This is a genomic window from Delftia sp. RIT313, from assembly GCF_000632165.1.
Taxonomy (GTDB): Bacteria; Pseudomonadota; Gammaproteobacteria; order Burkholderiales; family Burkholderiaceae_C; genus Comamonas; species Comamonas acidovorans.
In genome coordinates, this window is sequence record NZ_JFYT01000068.1 from 159,798 (window position 1) to 184,274 (window position 24,477).

25 protein-coding genes and 1 riboswitch are annotated in these 24,477 nt (G+C 67.9%); of the genes, 13 read left to right on the forward strand and 12 right to left on the reverse strand.

Annotated features, from left to right (window positions below; translation table 11 throughout):
* Positions 1-25: 25 nt before the first annotated feature.
* Both argF and BW39_RS21145 read right to left on the reverse strand, forming a co-directional pair.
* Complete coding sequence (gene argF, locus BW39_RS21140) at positions 26-958, reverse strand: ornithine carbamoyltransferase (protein ID WP_012204101.1); 933 nt, start codon at positions 956-958, stop codon at positions 26-28.
* Positions 959-968: 10 nt separating this feature from the next.
* Positions 969-2,165 carry an aspartate aminotransferase family protein gene (locus tag BW39_RS21145; RefSeq protein ID WP_043824056.1) on the reverse strand — a complete coding sequence of 399 codons (1,197 nt, stop codon included), beginning with the start codon at positions 2,163-2,165 and terminating at the stop codon, positions 969-971.
* 350 nt (positions 2,166-2,515) lie between these two features.
* Between BW39_RS21145 and BW39_RS21150 the strand changes: the two genes are divergently transcribed.
* Positions 2,516-2,833: a DUF3579 domain-containing protein gene (locus BW39_RS21150; protein ID WP_012204103.1), complete on the forward strand. Its 318-nt coding sequence runs from the start codon at positions 2,516-2,518 to the stop codon at positions 2,831-2,833.
* Between the two features lie 231 nt (positions 2,834-3,064).
* On the opposite strand, the gene rpsT is transcribed toward BW39_RS21150, so the two are convergent.
* Positions 3,065-3,358 carry a 30S ribosomal protein S20 gene (gene rpsT, locus BW39_RS21155; protein WP_012204104.1) on the reverse strand — a complete coding sequence of 98 codons (294 nt, stop codon included), beginning with the start codon at positions 3,356-3,358 and terminating at the stop codon, positions 3,065-3,067.
* 180 nt (positions 3,359-3,538) lie between these two features.
* On the opposite strand from rpsT, the gene murJ reads away from it, so the two are divergent.
* Together murJ and BW39_RS21165 are read left to right on the forward strand one after the other, a co-directional pair.
* The gene (murJ, locus tag BW39_RS21160; protein ID WP_034391199.1) at positions 3,539-5,104 is read left to right on the forward strand and encodes a murein biosynthesis integral membrane protein MurJ; all 1,566 of its coding nucleotides are present in this window, start codon (positions 3,539-3,541) and stop codon (positions 5,102-5,104) included.
* A gap of 58 nt (positions 5,105-5,162) precedes the next feature.
* Positions 5,163-6,008: a SirB1 family protein gene (locus BW39_RS21165; RefSeq protein WP_043824058.1), complete on the forward strand. Its 846-nt coding sequence runs from the start codon at positions 5,163-5,165 to the stop codon at positions 6,006-6,008.
* A 30-nt stretch (positions 6,009-6,038) separates the two neighbouring features.
* Here BW39_RS21165 and BW39_RS21170 read toward each other — a convergent pair whose 3' ends face one another.
* Positions 6,039-7,097, reverse strand: a complete 1,059-nt coding sequence (locus tag BW39_RS21170; protein ID WP_012204107.1) for an AI-2E family transporter — start codon at positions 7,095-7,097, stop codon at positions 6,039-6,041.
* A gap of 17 nt (positions 7,098-7,114) precedes the next feature.
* Positions 7,115-8,167, reverse strand: a complete 1,053-nt coding sequence (gene purM / locus BW39_RS21175; protein WP_013803658.1) for a phosphoribosylformylglycinamidine cyclo-ligase — start codon at positions 8,165-8,167, stop codon at positions 7,115-7,117.
* Between the two features lie 323 nt (positions 8,168-8,490).
* Between purM and hda the strand changes: the two genes are divergently transcribed.
* The 4 genes from hda (at position 8,491) to folK (ending at position 12,055) form a co-directional block, all read left to right on the forward strand.
* On the forward strand, positions 8,491-9,189 hold the full coding sequence (hda, locus tag BW39_RS21180) for a DnaA regulatory inactivator Hda (RefSeq protein ID WP_026062235.1): 699 nt from the start codon (positions 8,491-8,493) through the stop codon (positions 9,187-9,189).
* Between the two features lie 88 nt (positions 9,190-9,277).
* On the forward strand, positions 9,278-9,979 hold the full coding sequence (locus BW39_RS21185) for an HAD family hydrolase (protein WP_043824060.1): 702 nt from the start codon (positions 9,278-9,280) through the stop codon (positions 9,977-9,979).
* On the forward strand, positions 9,976-11,565 hold the full coding sequence (pcnB, locus tag BW39_RS21190) for a polynucleotide adenylyltransferase PcnB (protein WP_043824061.1): 1,590 nt from the start codon (positions 9,976-9,978) through the stop codon (positions 11,563-11,565). Before BW39_RS21185 ends, pcnB begins: the two co-directional genes overlap by 4 nt.
* Positions 11,540-12,055 (forward strand): 2-amino-4-hydroxy-6-hydroxymethyldihydropteridine diphosphokinase, encoded by a 516-nt coding sequence (gene folK / locus BW39_RS21195; protein ID WP_043824063.1) that lies wholly within the window; start codon positions 11,540-11,542, stop codon positions 12,053-12,055. The genes pcnB and folK overlap by 26 nt, the downstream gene beginning before the upstream one ends.
* 84 nt (positions 12,056-12,139) lie before the next feature.
* Here the strand turns inward: folK and BW39_RS21200 are convergent, their stop codons facing one another.
* Positions 12,140-13,108: a Bug family tripartite tricarboxylate transporter substrate binding protein gene (locus BW39_RS21200; RefSeq protein WP_043781175.1), complete on the reverse strand. Its 969-nt coding sequence runs from the start codon at positions 13,106-13,108 to the stop codon at positions 12,140-12,142.
* 91 nt (positions 13,109-13,199) lie between these two features.
* Positions 13,200-14,252 carry a CDP-6-deoxy-delta-3,4-glucoseen reductase gene (locus BW39_RS21205; RefSeq protein WP_043824065.1) on the reverse strand — a complete coding sequence of 351 codons (1,053 nt, stop codon included), beginning with the start codon at positions 14,250-14,252 and terminating at the stop codon, positions 13,200-13,202.
* Positions 14,253-14,321: 69 nt separating this feature from the next.
* On the opposite strand from BW39_RS21205, the gene BW39_RS21210 reads away from it, so the two are divergent.
* Positions 14,322-15,341, forward strand: a complete 1,020-nt coding sequence (locus BW39_RS21210) for an SDR family oxidoreductase (RefSeq protein WP_170962078.1) — start codon at positions 14,322-14,324, stop codon at positions 15,339-15,341.
* 1 nt (position 15,342) lies between these two features.
* Here the strand turns inward: BW39_RS21210 and BW39_RS21215 are convergent, their stop codons facing one another.
* Both BW39_RS21215 and BW39_RS21220 read right to left on the reverse strand, forming a co-directional pair.
* Complete coding sequence (locus tag BW39_RS21215; RefSeq protein ID WP_043824151.1) at positions 15,343-16,014, reverse strand: DUF4124 domain-containing protein; 672 nt, start codon at positions 16,012-16,014, stop codon at positions 15,343-15,345.
* A gap of 97 nt (positions 16,015-16,111) precedes the next feature.
* A complete protein-coding gene (locus tag BW39_RS21220) occupies positions 16,112-16,756 on the reverse strand; it encodes a hypothetical protein (protein ID WP_043824066.1) in 645 nt (214 codons plus the stop codon).
* Between the two features lie 278 nt (positions 16,757-17,034).
* Positions 17,035-17,203: riboswitch (FMN riboswitch) on the forward strand.
* Between the two features lie 109 nt (positions 17,204-17,312).
* On the opposite strand from BW39_RS21220, the gene BW39_RS21225 reads away from it, so the two are divergent.
* Positions 17,313-17,855 carry a 6,7-dimethyl-8-ribityllumazine synthase gene (locus BW39_RS21225; protein WP_013803651.1) on the forward strand — a complete coding sequence of 181 codons (543 nt, stop codon included), beginning with the start codon at positions 17,313-17,315 and terminating at the stop codon, positions 17,853-17,855.
* A 175-nt stretch (positions 17,856-18,030) separates the two neighbouring features.
* Positions 18,031-19,161, forward strand: coding sequence for a branched-chain amino acid ABC transporter substrate-binding protein (locus tag BW39_RS21230; RefSeq protein ID WP_013803650.1), 1,131 nt, complete (start codon positions 18,031-18,033; stop codon positions 19,159-19,161).
* Between the two features lie 68 nt (positions 19,162-19,229).
* Here BW39_RS21230 and BW39_RS21235 read toward each other — a convergent pair whose 3' ends face one another.
* Complete coding sequence (locus BW39_RS21235) at positions 19,230-20,165, reverse strand: LysR family transcriptional regulator (RefSeq protein WP_043824067.1); 936 nt, start codon at positions 20,163-20,165, stop codon at positions 19,230-19,232.
* 123 nt (positions 20,166-20,288) lie between these two features.
* On the opposite strand from BW39_RS21235, the gene BW39_RS21240 reads away from it, so the two are divergent.
* The 3 genes from BW39_RS21240 to BW39_RS21250 all read left to right on the forward strand — a co-directional run bounded on the left by BW39_RS21240 (position 20,289) and on the right by BW39_RS21250 (position 22,735).
* The gene (locus BW39_RS21240; protein WP_012204122.1) at positions 20,289-20,942 is read left to right on the forward strand and encodes an NAD(P)-dependent oxidoreductase; all 654 of its coding nucleotides are present in this window, start codon (positions 20,289-20,291) and stop codon (positions 20,940-20,942) included.
* 79 nt (positions 20,943-21,021) lie between these two features.
* Complete coding sequence (locus BW39_RS21245; RefSeq protein WP_043824069.1) at positions 21,022-21,411, forward strand: VOC family protein; 390 nt, start codon at positions 21,022-21,024, stop codon at positions 21,409-21,411.
* 100 nt (positions 21,412-21,511) lie between these two features.
* Positions 21,512-22,735: a sugar transporter gene (locus tag BW39_RS21250; RefSeq protein WP_043824071.1), complete on the forward strand. Its 1,224-nt coding sequence runs from the start codon at positions 21,512-21,514 to the stop codon at positions 22,733-22,735.
* Between the two features lie 6 nt (positions 22,736-22,741).
* Here BW39_RS21250 and BW39_RS21255 read toward each other — a convergent pair whose 3' ends face one another.
* Both BW39_RS21255 and BW39_RS21260 read right to left on the reverse strand, forming a co-directional pair.
* Positions 22,742-23,977 carry a cyanate transporter gene (locus tag BW39_RS21255; RefSeq protein WP_043824073.1) on the reverse strand — a complete coding sequence of 412 codons (1,236 nt, stop codon included), beginning with the start codon at positions 23,975-23,977 and terminating at the stop codon, positions 22,742-22,744.
* A 4-nt stretch (positions 23,978-23,981) separates the two neighbouring features.
* Positions 23,982-24,443 (reverse strand): nucleoside deaminase, encoded by a 462-nt coding sequence (locus tag BW39_RS21260; RefSeq protein WP_043824076.1) that lies wholly within the window; start codon positions 24,441-24,443, stop codon positions 23,982-23,984.
* Positions 24,444-24,477: the final 34 nt, after the last annotated feature.

Consider the following 24,477-nt stretch of genomic DNA (forward strand, 5'->3'; position numbering starts at 1 on the left):
ATTCTTTTTTGAGCGGACTGCGTTGTCAGTTCGGCTGGCGGCCCAGCAGCAGGTATTCCATCAGAGCTTTCTGCACATGCATCCGGTTCTCCGCCTCATCCCAGACCACGGACTGCGGCCCGTCGATGACCTCGGCCTCCACTTCCTCGCCGCGGTGGGCGGGCAGGCAGTGCATGAACAGGGCATCGCCACGTGCGGCGGCCATCATTTCGGCGTCCACGCACCAGTCGGCAAAGGCCTTCTTGCGGGCTTCGTTCTCGGCCTCGTAGCCCATGCTGGTCCACACGTCGGTGGTCACCAGGTCGGCGCCCTTGCAGGCGTCCAGCGGGTCCTTGAAGACCTTGTAGCAGCCCTCGCGCGGGGTCTTGCCGCCAAAGGCCAGCTTCTCGTCCACCTCGTAGCCGCCCGGCGTGCTGACGTGGACGGTGAAGCCCAGCAGGTCGGCCGCCTGCAGCCAGGTGTTGGCCATGTTGTTGCCGTCGCCGACCCAGGCGACGGTCTTGCCCTGGATCGAGCCGCGGTGCTCGATGAAGGTGAAGATGTCGGCCAGGATCTGGCAGGGGTGGAACTCGTTGGTCAGGCCGTTGATGACGGGAACGCGCGAGTATTCGGCAAAGCGCACGATCTTGTCCTGGCCATAGGTGCGGATCATCACCAGGTCGGTCATGCGGCTGATGACGCGTGCGCTGTCCTCGATGGGCTCGGCGCGGCCCAGCTGGCTGTCGCCCGTGGTCAGGTGGACCACCGAGCCGCCGAGCTGGTACATGCCCGCCTCGAAGCTCACGCGGGTGCGCGTGCTGGCCTTCTCGAAGATCATGGCCAGCGTGCGGTCGCTGAGCGTGTGGTGCTTTTCGTAGCCCTTGAACTTCTTCTTGATCAGGGCCGCTCGTTCGAGCACATAGGCGTACTCGTCGGCCGTGAAGTCGGAAAACTGCAGATAGTGCTTGATGGCAGTCATAGGCAGGTACTCATTCGGACAGGAATTGCACGATCAGGGGCTTGAGCTTGGCGACCACTTCGTCGGCTTCGGCCTCGGTCATGATCAGCGGCGGCACCAGGCGCACCACGGTGTCGGCGGTCACGCTGAACAGCAGGCCGGCTTCGGCGCCACGGCCCAGCAGGGCGCCGCAGGGCTTGTTCAGCTCGATGCCGATGATCAGGCCCTGGCCGCGCACATCGACCACGCCCTTGACGTCGGCCAGTTCCTTTTGCAGCGTGGCCTTCAGGTGGTCGCCCACCTTGGTGGTGTGGGCCAGCAGGCCGTCCTCTTCCATGATGCGGATGGTTTCGATGCCCGCGCGCATGGCCAGCGGATTGCCGCCGAAGGTGGAGCCATGGTTGCCCGGCTGCAGCACGGTGGCCGCCTTGCCATGGGCCACGACGGCGCCGATGGGCACGCCCGAGCCCAGGCCCTTGGCCAGGGTCATCACGTCGGGAATGATGCCGGCCCACTGGTGGGCGAACCACTTGCCCGTGCGGCCCATGCCGGCCTGGACTTCGTCGAACATCATCAGCCAGCCGTTGGCATCGCACAGTGCGCGCACCTGCTGCATGTACTCGATGCGCATGGGGTGCAGGCCGCCTTCGCCCTGGATGGGCTCCATCATCACGGCCACCACGTCGGGGTTGCCGGCCGTGGCCTTCTGGAGCGCCTCGAAGTCGTTCACCGGCACGCGCAGGAAGCCGTCGAGCAAGGGGCCGAAGCCGTCGCGCACCTTGGGGTTGCCCGTGGCCGTCATGGTGGCGATGGAGCGGCCGTGGAAGGCATGCTCGTAGACCACGATCACCGGCTTGGCGATGCCCTTGTCCACGCCGTACTTGCGCGCGATCTTGATGGCGGCCTCGTTGGCCTCCAGGCCCGTGCTGCAGAAGAAGACATTGGTCATCTTCGAGCGCTCGGTCAGCAGCTTGGCCAGCGTTTCCTGGCCGGGCACGTGGTAGTAGTTGGAGGTGTGGATGAGCTTGGCCACCTGGTCCTGCAGCGCAGGCACCAGCTTGGGGTGGTTGTGGCCCAGCGTGTTCACTGCAATACCGCCCAGCGCATCGAGGTACTGCTTGCCGTTGACGTCCCACACGCGGCAGCCCTGGCCTCGCTCCAGAGCGATCGGTACGCGGCCATAGGTGTTCATCACGTGGGGCGAGGCAGCCTCAATGAAAGCGGTCATTGCAAAAATCTCCTGAGCTGGAAAGTAAACGGCATCCGGGCGTTGCCGCCGCAGATGCCTGAAAAACAGCGAAGCCCGATTCTAGGGGCCGCGCGATGGCCTACCGTTGCGGTTTGCGCATCACAGCCATGCAATGAGCCTACGCCACACTTGGGTAGTGCGCTGCAACAAGGCCTCAGCTCTTATATAAGAGATAAAATGCCGGCTTGGCCTGCTGGCAGCGATCCTGCCTGTGGGCTCTGACTTTTTTGAAGGACTTGCGCAAACAGGACGTGGCAGGGCGCCGTGCCCCTTGGCAGGTCGCCTGTTGTGTTCCTTGTTGCGCAAGTCGTATTTTGGCGTGCATCCTGATGGTCTCTCCCTCCAGCAAAGAACTGTTCATCCAGGGCATCACCCACGAAGGCAAGACTTTCCGGCCCAGCGACTGGGCCGAGCGGCTGGCAGGCGTCATGAGCCAGTTTCGCCCCGGTGGTGCCCAGCGCGGCAGCCACCTGAGCTACTCGCCCTGGTGTGTTCCCACAACGCTCAATGGCGTCAAGTGCGTGGTCGTGCACCGCGACCTGCGCGACTACGAGCCCATGGCCTGGGATTTCTGCCTGAACTTCGCCAAGGACAACAACCTGCAGGTTGCCGAGGCCTGCCTGATACCGGACGAGCCGGCCCGCTGAGGCCGGCTTCTTTTTTTGCGGGTCGTTCCCGTCCGATGTGAAGCGCGCCTGGGGTGCGTTTTTTTTCGCCTGTGCTCCGGAGGGGGGGGGGCTTTTTTGGTGGATCCTGCGGATGCAGGAGCATCGTTCAGGCACAAAAAAACCGCCCGAAGGCGGTTTTCTCGTTCGCTGACAGCGCACCCGTTACAAACGGCAGATGGCCGGAGCCATCCGTGCGGTTGCCTAATTGGATTAGGCGGCGGCCAGGGCCTTGACCTTGGCGGACAGGCGGCTCTTGTCGCGAGCGGCCTTGTTCTTGTGGAAGATGCCCTTGTCGGCGATCGTGTCCAGAACGGATTGGGCTGCGGCAAACAGTTCGGTTGCCTTGGCCTTGTCGCCAGTCAGAACGGCCTTTTCGACCTTCTTGACGGCGGTGCGGTACTTGGAACGCAGCGAGGTGTTGGCTGCGTTGAGCTTCGTGTCCTGGCGGACGCGCTTGCGGCCGGAGGCGAGACGGGGGTTCTTCTTTGCGGGCTTGGATGCCATGATATGTATTCCTAGTGTCTGAGGATGTTGTCGGCGAAGCGCGGGATTATAGCACGCAGCCCGGACAGGGCCTTGAGGGCCCAGGCCGCACGGGCCGGCCTGTTGCAACGGAGTGCAAGAGCGGCCAGGCCCGCCTGGCGCGCCGGCCGGCGGGGCATGCCAGCGCATACACTCCCCACGGTGTCACTGTTCAAAGCCGCCTCCACCGTTTCCCTGCTGACGCTGGCCTCCCGTATCACCGGGCTGGTGCGCGATCTGCTCATGGCCTCCATGTTCGGAGCCAATGCGCTGACCGATGCGTTCAATGTCGCCTTCAGGATTCCCAATCTCTTTCGGCGGCTGTTCGCCGAGGGGGCCTTCAGCCAGGCCTTCGTGCCGGTGCTGGCCGCCAGCAAGGCCAAGGAGGGGGACGAGGCCACGCGCACGTTGATCTCGCACGTGGCCACGCTGCTGTTCTGGGTGCTGCTGGTGACCTGCGTGCTGGGCGTGGTGGGCGCGCCGCTTCTGGTCTGGCTGCTGGCCAGCGGCCTGCGCCAGTCGCCCGAGGGCTATGACGCCGCCGTGCTGATGACACGCTGGATGTTCCCCTACATCGGCTTCATGTCCCTGGTGGCGCTGTCTGCCGGCGTGCTCAATACCTGGCGGCGCTTTGCCGTCTCGGCCGCCACGCCGGTGCTGCTGAACCTGGCCATGATCGCCGCCGCCTTCTGGGGCGCGCCCTGGCTGCAGGCGCGTGGCATCGAGCCCATCTATGCCATGGCCGGTGGCGTGATGCTGGGCGGCGTGCTGCAGCTGGCGGTGCAACTGCCTGCGCTGGCGCGCCTGGGCCTGCTGCCGCGCATCGGCTTTTCGCCAGCTGCGCTGCGCGAAGCCTGGGCCGAGGCCGGCGTGCGCCGCATCCTCAAGCTGATGGCGCCGGCCCTGCTGGGCGTGGGCGTGGCCCAGGTCTCGCTGATGATCAACACCCAGATCGCCTCCTATCTGCAACCGGGCAGCGTGACTTGGCTGTTCTATGCCGACCGGCTCATGGAGTTTCCGACGGCGCTGCTGGGGGTGGCGCTGGGCGTGGTGCTCACCCCCCAGCTGGCCGCTGCCAAGGCGGCCGACGACTCGGAGCGCTACTCGGCCATGCTGGACTGGGGGCTGCGCCTGGTGGTGCTGCTGTCCGTGCCGTGCGCCGTGGGCCTGCTCACTTTTGCCGAGCCGCTGGTGGCCACGCTGTTCCACCGCGGTGCGCTGCAGGACAGCGACGTGGGCCAGATCGCTCTGGCGCTGGTCGGCTACGGCGCAGGCCTGGTGGGCCTGGTGGCCATCAAGGTGCTGGCGCCGGGCTACTACGCCAGCCAGGATATCCGCACGCCCGTCAAGATCGCCATCGTGGTGCTGGTCATCACCCAGCTGCTCAACCTGGTCCTGGTGCCCTTCATGGCGCATACCGGCCTGGCGCTGTCCATCGGCCTGGCGGCCCTGGTCAATGCGGGCTGGCTGCTTTGGGGTCTGCTGCGCCGGGGTGTCTACCGTCCCAAGCCGGGTTGGGGCCGGCTGGGCTTGCAGGTGGTCGCGGCCAGCAGCCTGCTGGCCGTGCTGCTGACCTGGGGCAGCCAGCATTTCGACTGGATCGCGCTGCGCGCCAACGGCTGGCAGCGTGTGGGCCTGCTCGCCGCGCTGATGGCCGCCTCGGTGCTGCTGTACTTCGGTGCGCTGTGGGCGGCGGGGCTCAAGCTGCGCGCACTGCTGCGGCGCTGAGAGGCATCGCCCAAACCCGCATAATTGCAGGCTTGGGCGCTGCAATATACAAAGCATCATGAGCTGGAGTTACGAAGACACGCCAACGGCCCTGCAATACTTTGCAGCGCTGGTGCAAAGCGATGACCACCTGCCGTTGATGGAGGCGGCAATCAGCATCGCCCAGGATGCCGTGCCCGATCTCGACCTGCAGGCGGCCAGCGCCGAGCTGGACCGGCTGCAGGTGCGCCTGCTCCAGCGCCTGGCCGGCGAAACCGATTCCCTGCAGCGCCTGCGCGTGCTCAACCAGTTCTTCTATGGCGAGCTGGGCTTTGGCGGCAATCTCAACGATTACTACGACCCGTCCAACAGCTACATCCACCACGTGCTGCAGACGCGGCGCGGCATTCCCATCAGTGTGGCGCTGATCTGGCTGGAGCTGGCTGCGGCCATCAATCTGCCGGCACAGGGCGTGAGCTTTCCCGGGCATTTCCTGGTCAAGCTGCGCCTGCCCCAGGGGCAGGTGGTGATGGACCCGCTGAGCGGTGAATCCTTCTCGGCCAACAGCCTGGCCGAGCGGCTGGAGCCCTTCTGGCAGAACGCCGGCCTGTCCGCCGAGGAGGCGGCTCCGCTGGGCATGTACCTGCAGGGCGCATCGCCGCGCGACATCCTGGAGCGCATGCTGCGCAATCTGCAGGAGATCCACCATGCGCGGCGCGACTGGCCGCTGCTGGTGGCCGTGCTCAACCGGCTGGCCGTGCTGCGGCCCGACATGCCGGAGATCTTCCGGGACCGGGGGCTGGCCTATGCGCAATGGGGAGTGACCGAGCGTGCGCTCGAAGACCTGGAGCGCTTCCTGCATTCCCAGCAGGGCGCGCAGGCCGTGGCCGTGCGCGAGGTGATCCGGCGGCTCAGGGGGCTGTAGCGGCGGCAACCCCCAGTGTCGGAGCGCTGCTCAGACCAGCCGGACGGCTTCCAGCTCTTTCTTGAGATAGGCGTAGAACAGTGGCGCCGCCACCAGGCCTGCGGGGCCGAACACCGACTCGGCCACGAACATCACGGCCAGCAGCTCCCAAACGCCCATGTGCGTGCGCTGGCCCACCACCTTGGCGTTGATCACGTACTCGGCCTTGTGGATCAGGATCAGAAAGCCCAGGCAGGCCGCGGCGGCCACCGGGGAGACCGACAGTCCCACGATGGTGATCACCGCATTGCACAGCAGGTTGCCCACGATGGGCACCAGGCCCGCGATGAAGGTCAGCGTGATCAGGGCTGGCGTGTAGGGCAGGGTCAGGTTCCAGTGCGGCAGCACGCCCAGCAGGAAGATGGCCGTCAGGAAGGTGTTGAAGGCCGCAATCCAGAACTGCGCCGCCACGATCTGGCGGAAGGCCAGCCCCATGAGCCGGATGCGTTCGCGCAGCGCAGCCACCAGGGGCGGGCGGCGCGTGGTGATGGGACGCACGGCGGCCAGCGCGCCGATGATCAGGCCCACATAGGCGTACAGCAGGCCGGTAAGCCAGGCGCGGCCCGCATGGGCCAGGGCGCCGGCCTTGGCCGCCAGGTAGCTGGCCAGCAGGTGCTGGATTTCCTGCGCGCCGTCCGGCAACTGGTCGGCCATGTCGGCGGGCAGCTTGTCACGCAGCTCCAGCACCGTGTGGGCCAGATAGTCGAGCAGCTCGCGGTACTGCTGCGGCGCGTCGGTGATGTAGGTGCGTGTATGCGAGAGCGCGCCGCTCAGCAGGGCCAGCGGCGCAAGAATGACGATGGTGGCTGCCACCAATTGGGTCCAGCGCGGCAGCGAGCCGCGCCGGGCCTTGGGCTGGGCCCTTGCCAGCAGCCCGGCAAGGGCGCGCGTGACCAGAAAGCCCACGCAGACACAAAGCATGCCCGGCAACAGGCCCTGCCACATGATCAGCAGCAGGGCGCCTGCCATCAGCACATAGCTGGAAAGCGTCACGCCGCGCGTGGGCGCGGGCTGCGGGGAGATGATGGGCGAGGGCAGGTGCTGGGTCATGCGCTGCGGGCCCGTGGTCAGCGGACCTCGACAGGCTCGCCCTCGCCGCGTGCGGCGATGCGTCCGATGGTGTAGACCGTCTCGCCCAGCTGCTTGAGCGTGGCGGCCGTGGCTTGGGCAGCTTCGGCGGGCACGACAACGACCATGCCGATGCCGTTGTTGAAGGTACGGTTCATTTCCACGGCGTCGATGCCCGCCGTCTTCTGCAGCCAGGCGAACAGCTCGGTCTGGGGCCAGCTGCCGGCATCCAGGTGGGCGGCCAGGCCTTCGGGCAGCACGCGGGGGATGTTCTCTAGCAGGCCGCCGCCGGTGATGTGGGCCAGCGCCTTGATGGGGTGCTGCTCCAGTGCGGCCAGCACGTTCTTCACGTACAGGCGCGTGGGTTCCATGATGGCCTGCTTGAACGGCTTGCCGTCCAGCGATTCGGGCAGGCTGCCCTGGGCTTCGGCGCGCTCGATGCATTTGCGCACCAGGGAGAAGCCATTGGAGTGCACGCCGGCCGAGGCCAGTCCCAGCACCACGTCGCCTGCGGCCACGCTCTGGCCCGTGAGGATCTTGGATTTTTCGACGGCGCCGACGGCAAAGCCCGCCAGGTCGTATTCGCCGGCCGGGTACATGCCGGGCATTTCGGCGGTTTCGCCGCCGATCAGTGCGCAGCCCGACAGCTCGCAGCCGCGTGCAATGCCGCCGACCACGGCAGCGGCCGTGTCCACGTCCAGCTTGCCGCAGGCGAAATAGTCGAGGAAGAACAGGGGCTCGGCGCCCTGGACCAGCACGTCGTTGACGCTCATGGCCACCAGGTCGATGCCCACGGTGTCGTGCATGTTCCACTCGAAGGCCAGCTTGAGCTTGGTGCCCACGCCATCGGTGCCCGAGACCAGCACGGGTTCCTTGTAGCGCTTGGGCACCTCGAACAGCGCGCCGAAGCCTCCGATGCCGGCCATCACGCCTTCGCGCATGGTCTTCTTGGCCAGCGGCTTGATGCGCTCGACCAGCGCATCGCCAGCGACGATGTCGACGCCGGCGTCTTTGTAGGAAATCGGGGTAGAGGAGGGGGCAGAAGAGCTCATGGATGGGTACGGTGCGGTAGGCCCGATGCCGGGCTGGAACCCCGGGATTCTACGGCGCCGGCCGCCGGCAGGCGCGCGCGCCAGTGGGCTTCGAGGGGGCTTTCGTTGCACATGCGGGCCGGCTGCCGCCGTGCCGGGCGCCGCGCAGACTAAAATCCCTCGTCCGCCCGGGAGCTCCCGGGCGTTGTCCGCCTTGCCGCAGCGCTGCGCCGAGGCGGGCCTGTCTTTGCTCTCAACCCAATGCCGTTGCCGATTCCTCTGCCTGCTTTTGCCGCATGGACCCGCCTGGATACAGGAAAGGGGGCGCTGCGCGTATGTCGCAGATGAAGCAGCTGGCTCTGGATATCAGCATGGCGTCGAGTCCGACGCTGTCGCGCTTTTTCGTCGGTCCCAATGCCGCAGTGATCGATCATCTGCGCCACTGGGTGGGCGACGGCCGCATGCAGACCGCCCGCACGCCGGTGCCCACCTATCTTTGGGGCGAGTCGGGCTCGGGCAAGACCCACCTGCTCAAGGCCGTGCGCGAGGCGCTGCGCGAGCAGGGCGCCATGGTGGGCTGGATGGATGCATCCACCCTGTTCCCGCCGCCGTTCGACGAGCGCTGGGCGGCTGTGCTGATGGACGACGTGGACATCTACACTCCGCTGCAGCAGGCGCGGGCCTTCAACTGGTTCGTGAATGCGACGAGCCCGGCCACGGGCTCGCCGCGCTGGGTGCTGGGAGCCGGCCCCCTGCCGCCGGCCGACCTCAAGCTGCGCGAGGATCTGCGCACGCGGCTGGGCTGGGGCCATGTGTTCCAGCTGCAACTGCTCGATGAAACCGCGCGCCGCGCGGTGCTGCGCCAGGAGGCCGATGCCCGTGGCGTTTTTCTGGGCGACGATGTGATGGACTACATGCTCAAGCGCTTCTCACGCGACCTGGGCAGCCTGATGCAGCTGCTCGACATGCTCGACGGCTTTGCGCTTCGCAACAAGCGCGCCATCACCATTCCGTTGCTCAAGACGATGCTGGAAACCGAATGAGCCCACATTCTCGTGTGGGCAGGGACTGCGGGAGCCGGCGGAGCCTGCGTTGCAAGGGCAGCGCGGGACCCATTTTTTTAGGATATGCATGACCTCTGATCAGAAGCAACTCCGGCCCCGGCTGGCGTTGTTCGACCTGGACCATACGCTGCTGCCGCTCGATTCGGACTACGAGTGGGGCGAGTTCACGACGCGCATCGGCTGGACCGATCCGGCCGAGTTCGGCCGCCGCAACGCCGAGTTCTTCGCGCACTACCAGGCCGGCACGCTCGACGTGCACGACTATGTGCGCTTTGCCACCGAGGCATTCTGCGGCCGTGGCGCGCAACAGGCCGGCGAGGCGCATGAGCGCTTCATGCGCGAGGTGATCACCCCCGCGATCCGTCCCCAGGCGCTGGAGCTGCTGCGCACGCACCAGCAGGCGGGCGACCAGATCATCATCGTCACGGCCACCAACGAGTTCGTGACGCGCCCCATTGCCGCCGCACTGGGCGTGCAGGAGCTGATTGCCGTGGAACTGGAGCGCGACGCCCAGGGCTGGTTCACGGGCGAGATCCGTGGAACGCCCAGCATGCGCGACGGCAAGGTCCGGCGCATGCAACAGTGGCTGGATGCGCGTGGCCTGGACTGGGGCGGCGTGGAGAGCTTCTTCTACAGCGACTCCTGGAACGACGTGCCCCTGCTCGAACGCGTGGACCATCCCGTGGCCACCAACCCCGACGCACGGCTGCGCGCCCTGGCCCAGGAACGTGGCTGGCGCATTCTGGACCTGTTTGGCGAAGCACCATGATCAAGAACATCATCGACAAGCTGCTGGGCAAGACCTCGGCTGCCCCCCGCGCCCGCAAGTCCCCCTTCGGCAAGCGCCAGGAAGTGCCCGTGCAGGTGCACGGCATCGACCCCAACCTGGTGGACCGGCGTGCCATCGACGTGGTCGAGACGCTGCAGGACGCCGGCTACGAGGCCTACATCGTCGGCGGCGCCGTGCGCGACCTGCTGCTGGGCCTGCGCCCCAAGGACTTCGACGTGGCCACCAATGCCACGCCCGAGCAGGTCAAGGGCCTGTTCCGCCGCGCCTTCATCATCGGCAAGCGCTTTCGCATCGTGCACGTGGTCTATGGCCGCGGGCGCGAGAACGAGGTCATCGAAGTCTCCACCTTCCGCGCCTTCCTGGACAACAGCGCAGCCGAGGCCGTGAGCGGCAACGAGCGCACCAGCAAGGCCCAGCTCGCCGGCATGCACCATGCGGTGGACGCCAGCGGCCGCGTGCTGCGCGACAACGTCTGGGGCCCGCAGGACCAGGACGCCACGCGCCGCGACTTCACCATCAACGCCATGTACTACGACCCGCGCACGCAGATCGTGGTGGACTATCACAAGGGCATCGACGACGCCAAGAAGCGCATGCTGCGCATGATCGGCGACCCGGCCACGCGCTACCGCGAAGACCCGGTGCGCATCATCCGCGCCGTGCGCTTCGCGGCCAAGCTGGCGGGCAAGGGCTTCAAGATCGAGCCCAAGACCGCCAAGCCCCTGGTGGAATGCGAGCCCTTGCTGGCCGATGTGCCGCAAAGCCGCTTGTTCGATGAAATGCTCAAGCTGCTGCAGACCGGCCACGCGCTGGCCTCGGTGGAGCAGTTGCGTGGCCTGGGCCTGGCACGCGGCATCTACTCGCTGCTGGATGTGGTGGTCGAGCGCGCGGAGCAGCCCTTTGTGCGCGCCGCGCTGACCGACACCGACCGCCGTGTCGAGGAAGGCAAGCCCGTGGCGCCCAGCTTCCTGCTGGCCTGCGTGCTGTGGCATGACGTCAAGACCGGCTGGGAGCGACGCCTGAACCAGCGCCAGCACCCCTTCCCCGCGCTGCAGGAATCCATCGACGAAGTGTTCGACCAGCGCATCGGCGATGTCTCGGGCCGCGGCAAGCTGGCCGCCGACATGCGCGAGATCTGGGTCATGCAGCCGCGCTTCGACAAGCGCACGGGCGCCACGCCGTTCAGCCTGGTGGCCCAGCCGCGCTTTCGCGCGGGCTTCGACTTCATGCGCCTGCGCGCCGACATCGGCGAGGTCGATGAAAGCCTGGCCAGCTGGTGGCAGGAATTCCAGAACGCCGACGACGCGCGCCGCGACGACCTGATCGCCCAGGCCCGCGACGAGCAGCGCGCCCGCCAGCGCAGCGCCGAGCCCAAGGTGCACCGCGTGGCCAAGGCTCGCCCTGCGCGCGAGGAGGCCGGCGCTGGCGAAGCGCAGCAGGCCGACGCACCTGCTGCCGCCTTGCCCCAGGTGGAGGGTGAGGAAGGATCAGCGCCCAAGAAGCGCCGCCGCCGTCGCCGCAAGCCACAGGGCGGTGGTGATGGCGCCGTGGGCGGGGATGACTGAGCCGGGGCACTGGGTCGCCATTGGCCTGGGCGCCAATCTGGGCGACCGGGGCCAGGCGCTGGCCCAGGCGCTGCAGGCCATTGGCGGCCTGCCTGGCACGCGCCTTGTGGCCGTGTCCTCTCTCTACAGCACGGCGCCCGTCGATTCCAGCGGTCCGGACTATCTGAACGCCGTGGCCGCCGTGCACACCACGCTGCAGCCGCTGGCGCTGCTCGATGCGCTGCAGGCCATCGAACTGGCGGCCGGCCGTGAGCGTCCCTACCGCAACGCGCCGCGCACGCTGGACCTGGACATCGAACTGTGGGACGACGAGCGCATCGCGCTGCCGCGCCTGAGCGTGCCGCACCCGCGCATGCACGAGCGCGCCTTCGTGCTCGTGCCGCTGGCCGAGATCGCGCCTGAGCGCATCACGCCAGGGCAATTGCAGGCCGTGGCGGGGCAGGGCATTTGTCTGGCGCACAAGCCTGGCTGGCATCTCCGACAAGCCTGAATCCCGACAGTGGCCTGAATGAAAAAGCCGCAGCGCCCTGAGGGCGGCTGCGGCTTTTTGCCAGTCGGGACGCGGTGGATCGGCTCAGTCCACCTTCGCTCCGGAGGCCTTGACGATGGGCTGGTACTTGGCGCGCTCGGCGGCCATGAACCTGTCGAATTCGGCGGGCGTGGAGGACACGGGCTCGGCCATCAGGGTCTCGAAGCGGGTCTTGGTCTCGGGCGCGGCCAGTGCATCGCCAAAGGCCTTACTCAGCTTGTCCAGCACGGGCTTGGGCGTGCCGGCCGGGGCCACCAGGCCCCACCAGGTGTCGATGGAAAAGCCGGGGAAGGTCTTGGACAGTGCGGGCACGCCGGGCAGCAGCGTGGTGGGGTTCAGCGTGGTCACGGCCAGCGCCTTGAGCTTGCCCGAGCGGATGTTGGGCGCTGCGGCGGCCAGGTTGTCGATGTTGAAGTCCACCTCGCCCGACAGCAGGGCCAGCTGGGCCGGGTTGGCTCCGCGGTAGGGCACGTGCAGCGCGAAGATGCCGGCCTTTTGCTTGAGCATTTCGCCGGCCAGGTGGCCCGCGCTGCCGTTGCCGCCGCTGCCGTAGTTGAGCTTGCCGGGGTTGGCCTTGGCGTAGGCGATCAGGTCGGCCACGCTGTGGATCTTGAGCTGCTCGGCACGGGCCGCGTTCATCACCAGCACATTGGGCACGCGCACCATCTGGGTGATGCCGGCGAAGTCCTTGCCCGCGTCATAGGGCATCTTGGCGTACAGCCAGGGATTGACGGCATGGGTGGCCGTGGCGGCCAGGCCGATGGTCATGCCGTCCGGCGTGGCGCGGGCAATGGCGTCGGCGCCGATGTTGCCGCCGGCGCCGGCCTTGTTGTCGATGATCACCACTCCCAGGGAGTCACGCACCCGCTCGGCCAGCGCGCGCGAGGTGATGTCCAGCGGACCGCCGGGCGCATAGGGCACGATCAGGCGGATGGGCTCTTGCGCCAGGGCAAGCGGGGAGGCCAGGGCAGCAGCGGCCGCCATGACCGAGAGAAGGCTGTTTCTACGGTTCATAGGGGCGCTATTGTGCAAAAAAATTGCGACACCTGGCTGCGCGTAGGTATGCAGAGCAGTTTTTCTGCGTATTGATTGATCTGCCCTGGCTTCAGGCCGCCTTGTCGGCTTCCGTGGTGAATGCGTCGGCGTAGAACTCTTCGTCGGGCAGGCCACGCTGGTGCACATAGGCCTGGTGCGCGGAATCGACCACGATGGGCGCGCCGCAGGCATAGACCTGGTGGCCCGAGAGGTCGGCAAAATCGTCCAGCACGGCCTGGTGCACGAAGCCCGTGCGGCCGGTCCAGGCGTCTTCGGGCAGGGCATCCGAGACCACGGGCACGTAGCACAGCTGCGGCATGGCTTCGGCCTGTTCGCGCACCCAGGCGTCCATGTAGAGGTCTTCGGGGCGGCGGCCGCCCCAATACAGGGTGACGGAGCGGTGGATGTCCTTGTGGCGGATGTGCTCCAGCAATGCCTTGATGGGGGCGAAGCCCGTGCCCGAGGCCAGCAGGATGATGGGCTTGTCGCTGTCCTCGCGCAGGAAGAAGCTGCCGAACGGGCCTTCCACGCGGAGGATTTCCTTTTCCTTCATGGCGCCGAACACATGGTCGGTGAACTTGCCGCCGGGCATGTGGCGGATGTGCAGCTCCAGCCCCGGTGCCGTGTCCTGCACGTGGGGGGCCGTGGCCATGGAGTAGGCGCGGCGGGCGCCGTCGCGCAGGATGAACTCCACGTATTGGCCTGCGTGGTAGCGGAACTTGTCTGCGGCGGGCAGTTGCAGGCGCACCTGCATCACGTCGTGCGACTTCTTCTCCAGCGTGGCCACGCGCACGGGCATTTTCTTGATGGGAAAGGCGCTGGCATCGGTGACCTGGCGCGACTCCAGCACCACCGAGGTGGCCGGCCTGGCGCAGCAGGTGAGCACATAGCCGTCGGCCTCTTCCTGGGCGGTCAGCGCCTTGTCGGCATGCGGGCCATGGGTGACATCGCCACTGAGCTTCTTGCACTTGCAGGAACCGCAGGCACCGTCCTTGCAGCCATAGGGCAGGCCCACGCCGGAGCGGATGGCGGCGGCCAGGATGGTCTCGCTGCCCTGCGTGGCGAAGGCGCGGCCGCTGGGCTGTACGGTGATTTCGTGGGAAGCGTTGGCTATCTCGGTCATGTTCTCGGTATCCTCGGGGGCGCTGGCGGGCGCGTGGAGCGCGCCGGCGATCTTCTTTCCCGGACGGACATGCCGCTGCCGCGACCGGCGGCGCGCGGGTGGCCGCCCTCGCAACAGGCCAGGATTTTGCCCTCAAACCAAAACCCATTGGGCGCGCTGCCGGCGCGCTTTCGACGCGAACGCGTGCTCATCGTCGGCTGCGGCGACGTGGGGCTGCGCGTGGCTGGTGCATTGGCGGGCGCGCCCGGCGCGCGCTCCGGTGCCGCACGACGGGGCCCGCGCGTGCTGGCCCTGACGCGTGGCGCCGAGCGCCTGCAGGATCTGCGCGGGCGCGGCATCACGCCGCTGCTGGGCGATCTGGACGCACCAGCCACGCTGCGCCGTCTGGCCGGCCTGGCCACGCGCGTCGTCCACCTGGCGCCGCCACCCAATCCGCCCGCTGGCGAAGAGGGCTGGTGGCTGGACCCGCGCACCACGGCCCTGCTGCGCGTGCTGCGCCGTCGCGGCCGGCCGGCGAGCCTGGTCTATGGCTCGACCTCCGGCGTCTATGGCAACTGCGAGGGCGCCTGGATCGACGAAAGCCGCCCGCCCGCACCGGCCACGGCGCGTGCCCAGCGCCGCGTGAACGCCGAGCGTGCCGTGCGCTTTGCCGGGCGCGGCGGCCTGCGCGCCAGCATTTTGCGCATCCCGGGCATCTATGCGCCGGACCGGGAAAACGGTACGCCGCGCGGGCGGCTGCTGCGCGGCACGCCCCTGCTGTGTGCCGCAGAGGATGTCTACACCAACCACATCCATGCCGATGATCTGGCCCGCGCCTGCGTGCGGGCGCTGTGGCGCGGCCGGCCGCAGCGCATCTACCACGCCAGCGACGATACGCAGCTGCGCATGGGGGACTATTTCGACTTTGCGGCCGATCTCTACGGCCTGCCGCGCCCCGCGCGCATCACGCGCGAGCAGGCACAGCGCGAGCTGCCGGCCAGCCTGCTGAGCTTCATGGGGGAGTCACGCCGCCTGCGCAACCAGCGCCTGAAGGCCGAGCTGGGCCTGCGCCTGCGCTACCCCACCGTGGAGCAGGGCCTGCGCGCGTGAATCAGCGCGGATGGATGCCGCCGTTGGTGTCGTAGCAGCGAAATACGTTGCAGTGCGAGATGGGCGCCGAAGGCGGCAGCGGCTGCGGCGGCACGGGGCGCCCGACGATCCACGGCCGGTTGATGGCATTGGGCTGCAATGCGCGCGATTGCTGCAGCTGCTCATAGGCCTTGGGGCCCAGGCAGGCCATTTCCATTTGCTGCTGGGCGGCCTGACTGCGCGGGCCCCAGGTGGCGGGATCGGGATTGGACTCGGCCAGGATGGTGTCCAGACGGCGGCGCGCCTGCTGGCAGGCAGGTGAGTCGCCGCTGTCGCGCTGCGCCGAGTTCTCGCGCTCGCGCCGGCTGCGCGCCTCGCGCTCCTGCTGTTGGGCGCGTGCGCGGCGCTCGGCCTCTTCGCGGGTCAGTTGCTGGTTCTTGCGCTCTATGGCGGCGGCAGCCTGCGCGCGCTCGCGTTCCAGCTCTTCGGGGCTGGGGGCTTCCTGCACCTGCACGCGGTTTTCGCCGTCCTTGCAACTGCTGTTGGTGTAGGTGACGCGGCCGGTCTTGGCGTCCGTGCAGCGGATGACCTGGGCCGAGGCCGGGCCTGCGGTGAGTGCCACCACCAGCGTTGCAAGCATCGGTACAAGCGCCGCCAGTGCCCGGCGCTGGCAAAGGTCTTGGGTGCGGTGCATGGCGGTTTCCTTTCCCATCACAAACGGCACAGGGATGTGGTGCATTGCCGATTATGGTGCGCAGCGCAGGGGGCTGGACATGCCGCTGGTCAGCCGTTCAACGCCAGTGGCGCGGATCCTGCGTGGGGTAGGGGTTGCCGCCGCCCTGGCTTTCGCGCTGCATGCGCTCGATGGCGCGTTGCTGCTGCTCGCGGTCACGCTGCTGCTGTTCCCGGTCGCGTTGCTGGCGTTCACGATCGCGTTGCTGCTGGCCCTGGTCGCGCTCGCGGTCCCGCTGCTGGCGCTCGGCTTCGCGGCGCTGCTGCTCCTGCATGCGCTCGCGCAACTGGCGGTCGCGGTCCTGTGCCTGGCGGTCCCGGTCCCGGTCGCGCTCGCGCATTTCACGCTCGCGCTCCTGGCGGTCGCGCCAGGCGTCGCGGTTGCGCTCCTGCTGAATGCGCTCGCGCTCGTACTGCAGGCGATCGCGCTCACGCTGCAGGCGCTGGCGCTCGTACCAGCCGTTGTCGGGATAGGCGGGCTGCGTGGGATAGGAGGGGTAGATGACGCCGCCGCCAGAGGGGTAGCTGGGGTAGGTCGGATAGCTGGGGTAGCCGGAGCCCATGTCCGAGTAGCCATCGGGCGGCACGGCGCAGGCGGTGACCAGGGCGGCGAGGCCAAGGCCGGCCAGCAGGCGCAGCATGCGCAGGGGGCGCAGGTCACGCTGCTGGTGTGACTGCGCGGTGGGGGCGTTGGAACGGGGCATGGTATGGGGTCCGGGCAAAGGCGTGTTTCCTGTCTGGATCTCTTCCTATGACGTTTGACAGGCCGTATTGGTTGACCTGGGTCGTCCTTGCAAGGCAACAAGGGCGACAGCGGAGCTTCTATTTTGATAGCAATTCGCCCATATTCTGTAGGTGTTGCCAGATGAATTGCGCAGGCGTGGTGCGCAAGGGCGCCTGCCGCCCCGATCGCGGCAATGGCTTGCGGGCGCGGCTAGAATGGCCTCTGTCTTTGGCGGTGCGCAGTCCGTGCGCCGCAAAGCAGCGTTCTCAGGGCGGGGCGAAATTCCCCACCGGCGGTATCTGGATCTGTCTTTCGGCATGTGTCCAGGAGCCCGCGAGCGCCCGGCAAGCCGCAAGGTCGGCCGGGGTCAGCAGATCTGGTGAGATGCCAGAGCCGACGGTCACAGTCCGGATGAAAGAGATCGCGCAGCACCTGCATGGCAGGCGCCATGCCCATGGTTTTCCCATGGGCTGCGCCGCGCCATGCGGCGCCATGGCGCGCGCCCTGATTCATTTGTCTCATCTTGAAAGAGCACCATGAATCAGACTCCTGTCTCCTTGAATTTCTCCGCACACGGCACGGCCTCGGGCACGCCGTGGAGGGCCGTCGCGGGCCGCAGCCGCGTGGCCGTCATCTGCGCGAGCTGGCATACCGATGTCGTGCACCAGGCGCGCGACTCCATGGCGGCCGAACTGCAGGCCCAGGGCGTGGCCGCGCAGAACATCAGCCACTTCAATGTGCCCGGCGCCTTCGAGATCCCGCTGCTGGCCAAGAAGCTGGCCGACACTGGCCGCTTCGACGCCATCGTCGCCTGCGCTCTGGTGGTCAATGGCGGCATCTACCGCCATGAGTTCGTGTCCTCGGCCGTGATCGACGGGCTGATGCGCGTGCAGCTCGACACCGAGGTGCCCGTGTTCTCCGCCGTGCTCACGCCGCGCGACTTCCACGAGCACGGCGACCATGTGGAGTTCTTCCGCGCCCACTTCGTGAAGAAGGGCGTGGAGGTGGCCCATGCCTGCCTGGCGGCCCTGGACCAGCTGGCCCAGGTGCAGGCGCTGGGCCAGGCCCGCGCGGCCTGAGTTGCAAGCGCCGCCTGCGTCGCCGGTTGCGGCGCGCCACCCAGCACAGCTTTGGGTGGGGACGGATGCTCGTAAACACTGAGTTGGTGCCGAGTGTCGCGGCCCCGTCACGCGGCATTGCCAAGCCGCGATGACGGGAATAACGTGACGGCCTGTTTCAACTGAGGAGTGCGCGATGAAGATGTCCCGGAAGTTGTGTATTGCGGCCGTCGTGGCCGGCATGGGTGGCGTGGCCATGGCCCAGGAGCAGGTGATCCGCATCGGCCACATCGGCCCGGTGTCCGGTCCCCAGGCCAATTTCGGCAAGGACAACGAAAACGGCGTGCGCATGGCCATCGACGAGCTCAATGCCAAGGGCATGGAGATCGCCGGCAAGAAGGTCAAGTTCCAGCTGGTGGCCGAAGACGATGTGGCCGATCCCAAGCAGGGCACGGCCGCTTCGCAGAAGCTGTGCGACGACAAGGTCGCGGGCGCAGTGGCCTTCCTCAACTCGGGTGTGGCCATTCCCTCGTCCAAGGTCTTCCAGGACTGCGGCATTCCCATGATCACGGGCGCGGCCACCAACCCCGACCTGACCAAGCCCGGCTGGAACACCACCTACCGCGTGATCGCCAATGACAACGCGCTGGGCGCGGCACTGGCCAAGTACGCGGCGCAGACGCTCAAGCTCAAGACCGTGGCCATCATCGATGACCGCACGGCCTACGGCCAGGGCCTGGCCAATGTGTTCAAGAAGGATGCGGAAAAGCTGGGCGTGAAGGTCGTGGCCTCGGAGTTCACGAACGACAAGGCCACGGACTTCATGGCCATCCTGACCTCGATCAAGGCCAAGAAGCCCGATGGCATCTTCTACGGCGGCATGTACGGCCAGGCCGGCCCCATGCTGCGCCAGATGGCCCAACTGGGCCTGAACGATGCCAAGTACTTCGGCGGCGACGGCCTGTGCGTGCCCGAGCTGGCCAAGGTGGCGGCCGGTGCCAAGCCGCTGGACAACGTGATCTGCGCCGATGGCGGCGCCTCGCTGGCCAAGATGCCCGGCGGCACGGAATGGAAAAAGCGCTACGACGCCAAGTACCCCGGCCAGTTCCAAGTCTACAGCCCGTACTTCTACGATGCCACCATGATGCTGGCCGACGCCATGAAGCGCGCCAACTCCTGGGACCCCAAGGTCTACATCCCCTTCCTGCAGAAGGCCGACTACTCGGGCGTGACCTCGAAGATCGCCTTCGAGAAGAATGGCGAGATGAAGAATCCCTCGTACACGCTGAGCGTGTTCAAGAACGGCCAGAAGACAGCCCTCGACTGAGCGAGCGTCCTTCCTTCGTTTTCATGCCCGCCCCGTGCGGGCTTTTTTTCGTGCGCTGTCCATGATCCTCAGGCCGGGGCCGGCGCATCGACCACGCCCGGCAACCGGGCCAGATAGGCCTGCAAGGCAGCGATGGCCTGGCGCACCTTGGCGGGCTGTGCCTGGCGCTGCGGGGTGACGGCCCAGATGTCGAGGCCGCCGAAGTCCCAGTCGGGCAGCAGGCGCACCAGGCGGCCTTCGGCCACCGTGTCGGCCACGTCCATGCTGCCCAGCAGGGCCAGGCCCAGGCCGGCCTCGCACATCTGCTGGATGGACAGCTGGTTGTTGCTGGCCACATGCGGCAGCACCTGCAGGCTGTAGGTCTCGCCCGTGTCAGGGTGGCGCGCCTCGGCACGCAGGGCCTGGCCCTGGCCCTCGCGCGCCAGGCCCAGCCAGCGCATGCTGGCCAGCGGTGCCGGGTGGCGCCAGGCACCGCTACCACCCTGGGCCTGTATCCATGCGGGCGAGGCGCACAGCCAGTTGCGCATGGCGCCCAGGCGCCGGGCGGCCCAGCCGGAATCGGCCAGCCGGCCGAAGCGCAAGGCCAGGTCGATGCGGCTTTGTATGAGGTCGATGGGCGCGTCGTCCACATCCAGGTGCAGGCGCAGTGCGGGGTGCCGGGCCAGCCAGTGGCCCAGGGCCGGCGCGATGTGGCGGGCAAAGCCCACGGTGGCTGACAGGCGCAGCTCGCCGCCGGGCTCGTCGCGCGCGGCCGCCAGCTCGGCCCGCGCCTGGCTGGCGGCCTGGGCCATGGCGGCGCACTGCTGGTAGTAGCGCTCGCCCGTGTCGGTCAGCGCGATCTGTCGGGTGGAGCGGTGCAGCAGGGTGACGCCGCCGTCGCGTTCGAGCTGGCGCACCTGCTGGCTCACGGCCGACGGGCTCATGCCCAGGGCACGCGCGGCGGCGCTCATGGAGCCGTGCTGCACCACGGCGGCGAAAACGGCCATGCGTTTGTAGTCATCCATGGGCTGTATTGTGAAGCTGCACTTCAAGGTCTTGGTAAAAATTGCCGTCTACCGCATGCATTGTGAACGGCGTAATCTCAATGCCATCGTGAACAGGCGCCCTGGCGCCATAAGGGACCGAAGATGAAAGTGGCATTGATTGGCGCAACCGGCTTTGTGGGTTCGGCGGTATTGAAGGAGCTGCTGCAGCGCGGCCATGAGGTCGTGGCCCTGGTGCGCGACCCCGCCAAGCTGGCGGCCCAGCCGCGGCTGCAGGCCGTGCAGGCCGATGTACTGGACGCCGCCGCCGTGCAGCGCGCCGTGGCGGGCGCGGACGCCGTGGTCAGCGCCTACAACGCGGGCTGGGGCAATCCCGACATCTATGAGGACTTCATGCGCGGCTCGCGCGCCATCGTGGCGGGCACCAAGGCGGCCGGCATCAAGCGCTACCTGGTGGTCGGCGGCGCAGGCAGCCTCTACATCGCACCCGGCAAGCAACTGGTGGACACGCCCGAGTTCCCGGCCGCCATCAAGCCTGGCGCCTCGGCTGCCCGCGATGCCCTCAACGATCTGCAAAAGGAGCAGGGCCTGGACTGGACGATGCTGAGCCCGCCCATTGCCCTGCATCTGGGCGACCATGGCGAACGCACAGGCCAATACCGCACGGGCAAGGATGAGCCGCTGATGCAGGCCGATGGCCAGCCCGGCACGATTTCGGCGGCGGACCTGGCCGTGGCCCTGGTCGACGCGCTGGACAAGGGCCTGCACCTGCGCCAGCGTTTCACCGTCGCTTACTGAACACCTGCGCCAGTCCACTGGTGCCGCAGCGGTCTCCATGGCATGCTGGTGTCCGTCATGAACAGGCAGGAGCACAGCCATGATCGACCACACGGGAATCCTCGTATCGGACTTCGAGCGCAGCAAGGATTTCTATGCACGCGCCCTGGCGCCGCTGGGCTATGAAATCCTCATGGAGCTTTCTGCCGAAGTCACGGGCCATACGGACACTGCGGGCTTCGGCGAGCCGCCCAAGCCCGACTTCTGGATCAGCGGGGGCAGGCCCAACCAGCCGCCCATCCATGTGGCCTTCCGCGTGGACAACCGCCACATGGTCGACGACTTCCATGCTGCGGCCCTGGCGGCAGGCGGGCGCTGCAACGGCGAGCCCGGCCTGCGACCGCATTACCACGACGACTATTACGCGGCCTTCGTGCTCGACCCCGACGGCCACAACATCGAGGCCGTCTGCCACCTGCCTCCGGCCTGAGTCTCCCTGGCGGCACTGGGGCCTGCGCGGCAGCTGACATCAGGCGGTCGCATGGCGCAGCACAATATTGCGCTGCAACAAAAAAGGCCCCACGTTCCCCATGCCCCCTTCCGTCTCCGCTGCGGCCGGCTCCGTTTCCGCGTCATCCACACCCACGGCCGCCCAGGCCTGGCTCAGCGTGATCGCGCTGGCGCTGGGCGCCTTCGTCTTCAATACCACCGAGTTCGTGCCCGTGGGCCTGCTCAGCAGCATTGGCGCGAGCTTTGCCATGCCCACCGAGCAGGTCGGGCTGATGCTGACCATCTATGCCTGGATCGTGGCCCTGGCCTCGCTGCCCTTCATGCTGCTCACGCGCAATGTGGAGCGGCGCAAGCTGCTGATGGGCGTATTCGCGCTGTTCGTGGCCAGCCATGTGCTGTCGGGCGTGGCCTGGAGCTTTGCCTCGCTCATGGTCAGCCGCATTGGCATTGCGCTGTCGCACGCGGTGTTCTGGTCCATCACCGCCTCGCTGGCCGTGCGCGTGGCACCGCCCGGCAGGAAGGCCGTGGCGCTGAGCCTGCTGGCCACCGGCACTTCCATGGCCATGGTGCTGGGCATTCCGCTGGGTCGCATCGTGGGCGAATGGCTGGGCTGGCGCACGACGTTCCTGGCCGTGGGCGGGGTGGCCGCCATCGTCATGGTGGCCCTGGCCCGGCTGCTGCCGCGCCTGCCCAGCGAGAACGCGGGCAACCTGGCCAGCGTGCCCATGCTGCTGCGCCGCCCGGCGCTGCTGTCCATCTACATCCTGCTGGTGGTCGTGATCACCGGGCAGTTCACGGCCTACAGCTATATCGAGCCCTTCGTGCAGGACATCGCGGGCTTCGAGGGCAAGGTGACCACGGCCGTGCTGCTGCTGTACGGCGGCATGGGCATCGTGGGCAGCGTGATGTTCAGCTGGTGGGGCCTGCGCCATCCGCGCGGCTTTCTGCTGGCCGCCATTGGCGTGCTGTCGGCCAGCCTGCTGATGCTGGTGCCGGCCTCGGGCCATGAGGCATCGCTCTACGTGATGAGCTCGGTCTGGGGTGTCGCCATGATCTGCTTCGCCCTGGCCATGCAGTCCCAGGTGCTCAAGCTGGCGGCCGACGCCACCGATGTGGGCATGTCCATGTTCTCGGGCATCTTCAACATCGGCATTGGCGGCGGTGCGCTGCTGGGCAGCCAGGTCAGCATGCATGCGGGCATGCAGAACATCGGCTGGATCGGCGGCGGCCTGGTGGCGCTGGGCCTGGCCTGGTGCATCTGGGCCTTCATGCGCTGGTCGGCCGGCTTCCAGGCCGCGCACTGAAGCGGGTCAGTCGCCGGGTGCCCGCATGGTCTGGGCGTAGCGCTGCGGTGCCAGGCGTGACACCAGCACGCAGACCATGAGCACGGCGCCCAGCTGTGCCAGCCAGCCGGCGCTGAATCCGCCCGTGAACTGGTGCAGCCGGGCGATCACATAGGGCGCCAGCGCCGCAATCAGAAAGCCGCCGCCCTGCATCAGCGCGTTGAGCGCACCGGCCTGCGTGGGGTGGGGAAGATGGTCGAGCGCCACCACCATCATCAGCGCGAAGCAGCCACCCAGGCCGATGCCGAGGATGACGATGTTGAGCAGCGGCGCCGCATCAGGCCACCAGGCCAGGGCGGCCAGGCCGATGATCTGGCACAGCAGCGTGAACCCCAGCCACGGCCGCCGGTCGGCATGGCGCGAAGCCAGCACGGGCAGTCCCAGCGCGGCGCTGGCCTGGGCCACCGAAAGCAGGGCGACCAGGCCGCCGCTTTGCGCGGGGCTCCAGCCGTGCGTCTGGTAGAAGGGCGCAAGCCAGGCCACCATGGCCGCATAGCCGCCATTGATGAGGCCGAAGCAGGCCATCAGCAGCCAGGTGCGCGGGCGCTGGCGCAGCCAGCCGGTGTCTTGCGAGGCATGGGCTGCCATGGGCGCCGGACCCGGCAATGTGCTCAGCGCATGCCGCGCCAACACCAGGGCCAGCAGGGCGGGCGCAGTCCAGAGCGCCAGCGCAAAGCGCCAGTCCAGTCCCCATTGCACGGCCAGCGGCGAGATCTGGGCACCGAGCGCCCCGCCGCCCATGAGCGCGGCCGAGTACAGCCCCATCATCTGGGCCATGCGTGCGGGCGACTGGCGCTTGATCAGGCCCGGCAGCACGCCTTGCACCAGGGCCACGCCAGCGCCGCACAGCGCGGCCGTGGCCAGCAGGGCTGCCGCACTGGAGCCCGCCACGCGCAGCGCGCAGCCCAGCGCAATCACCGCCAAGGACCCGACCACGGCGCGGCGCGGACCCAGGCGCCGCAGCGCGGCCGGGGCCAGCCAGGCGCCCACGCCCATCAACGCCATGGGCAGCAGCGTCAGCCAGGACAGCGTGGACAGATCCATGCCCGTGGCGGACTGTATCTGCGGGCCCAGCGGGCCGATGGCCGTGAGAAACGGGCGCAGGTTCAGCGTGACCAGGACCACGGTGGCCAGCCACAGCGCCGTTGGAATGGCGTGCGCTGCGGCAGGCGCCTCCGTGCGTGCAGGCGCAATGGACGACATGGCTTCAGGCCCAGGGGGCGTTGCCATACAGCTGGGCCGCCGTGATGCCCGTGTCCAGCCGAACCAGGGGCAGCGGTGGCGGCTGCAGCGGCATGCGCAGCCGCTGGTAGGCGCCTTCGCTGGACAGGCCGTAAGGCTGGGCGTCCGCGTTGTCGAAGGCGAAGAAGACCTGCTCGGCCCCGGCCATCACCAGCGCCGCCAGGCACATGGGGCAGGGGTGGCCGCTGGCGTAGATGGTGCAGCCAGCCAGGCTGGGGTTGGCCTGGGCGCGCGTGCCGGCGCGCAGCGCCTGCATTTCGGCATGGGCGCTGGGGTCATGGCTTTGCACGATCTCGTTGACGCCCGTGGACAGGATCTGCCCCTCGCGCGCGAGCAGGGCGCCGAAGGGCCGGCCGCCCCGCAGGCGGTTGTCGTGCGCCAACTGCACGGCATGGCGCAGCAGGCGGATGTGTTCTTGTTCTTGCATGGGGATGACTGGGCAATCTGGAGCTGAGGCCGCA

Coding starts and splice junctions, on each gene's coding strand:
- argF (WP_012204101.1), bottom strand. CDS start 958: ATGACTGCCATCAAGCACTATCTGCAGTTTTCCGACTTCACGGCCGAC.
- BW39_RS21145 (WP_043824056.1), bottom strand. CDS start 2,165: ATGACCGCTTTCATTGAGGCTGCCTCGCCCCACGTGATGAACACCTAT.
- BW39_RS21150 (WP_012204103.1), top strand. CDS start 2,516: ATGGTCTCTCCCTCCAGCAAAGAACTGTTCATCCAGGGCATCACCCAC.
- rpsT (WP_012204104.1), bottom strand. CDS start 3,358: ATGGCATCCAAGCCCGCAAAGAAGAACCCCCGTCTCGCCTCCGGCCGC.
- BW39_RS21165 (WP_043824058.1), top strand. CDS start 5,163: ATGAGCTGGAGTTACGAAGACACGCCAACGGCCCTGCAATACTTTGCA.
- BW39_RS21170 (WP_012204107.1), bottom strand. CDS start 7,097: ATGACCCAGCACCTGCCCTCGCCCATCATCTCCCCGCAGCCCGCGCCC.
- purM (WP_013803658.1), bottom strand. CDS start 8,167: ATGAGCTCTTCTGCCCCCTCCTCTACCCCGATTTCCTACAAAGACGCC.
- hda (WP_026062235.1), top strand. CDS start 8,491: ATGAAGCAGCTGGCTCTGGATATCAGCATGGCGTCGAGTCCGACGCTG.
- BW39_RS21185 (WP_043824060.1), top strand. CDS start 9,278: ATGACCTCTGATCAGAAGCAACTCCGGCCCCGGCTGGCGTTGTTCGAC.
- pcnB (WP_043824061.1), top strand. CDS start 9,976: ATGATCAAGAACATCATCGACAAGCTGCTGGGCAAGACCTCGGCTGCC.
- folK (WP_043824063.1), top strand. CDS start 11,540: ATGGCGCCGTGGGCGGGGATGACTGAGCCGGGGCACTGGGTCGCCATT.
- BW39_RS21200 (WP_043781175.1), bottom strand. CDS start 13,108: ATGAACCGTAGAAACAGCCTTCTCTCGGTCATGGCGGCCGCTGCTGCC.
- BW39_RS21205 (WP_043824065.1), bottom strand. CDS start 14,252: ATGACCGAGATAGCCAACGCTTCCCACGAAATCACCGTACAGCCCAGC.
- BW39_RS21210 (WP_170962078.1), top strand. CDS start 14,322: ATGCCGCTGCCGCGACCGGCGGCGCGCGGGTGGCCGCCCTCGCAACAG.
- BW39_RS21215 (WP_043824151.1), bottom strand. CDS start 16,014: ATGCACCGCACCCAAGACCTTTGCCAGCGCCGGGCACTGGCGGCGCTT.
- BW39_RS21220 (WP_043824066.1), bottom strand. CDS start 16,756: ATGCCCCGTTCCAACGCCCCCACCGCGCAGTCACACCAGCAGCGTGAC.
- BW39_RS21225 (WP_013803651.1), top strand. CDS start 17,313: ATGAATCAGACTCCTGTCTCCTTGAATTTCTCCGCACACGGCACGGCC.
- BW39_RS21230 (WP_013803650.1), top strand. CDS start 18,031: ATGAAGATGTCCCGGAAGTTGTGTATTGCGGCCGTCGTGGCCGGCATG.
- BW39_RS21235 (WP_043824067.1), bottom strand. CDS start 20,165: ATGGATGACTACAAACGCATGGCCGTTTTCGCCGCCGTGGTGCAGCAC.
- BW39_RS21240 (WP_012204122.1), top strand. CDS start 20,289: ATGAAAGTGGCATTGATTGGCGCAACCGGCTTTGTGGGTTCGGCGGTA.
- BW39_RS21245 (WP_043824069.1), top strand. CDS start 21,022: ATGATCGACCACACGGGAATCCTCGTATCGGACTTCGAGCGCAGCAAG.
- BW39_RS21250 (WP_043824071.1), top strand. CDS start 21,512: ATGCCCCCTTCCGTCTCCGCTGCGGCCGGCTCCGTTTCCGCGTCATCC.
- BW39_RS21255 (WP_043824073.1), bottom strand. CDS start 23,977: ATGTCGTCCATTGCGCCTGCACGCACGGAGGCGCCTGCCGCAGCGCAC.
- BW39_RS21260 (WP_043824076.1), bottom strand. CDS start 24,443: ATGCAAGAACAAGAACACATCCGCCTGCTGCGCCATGCCGTGCAGTTG.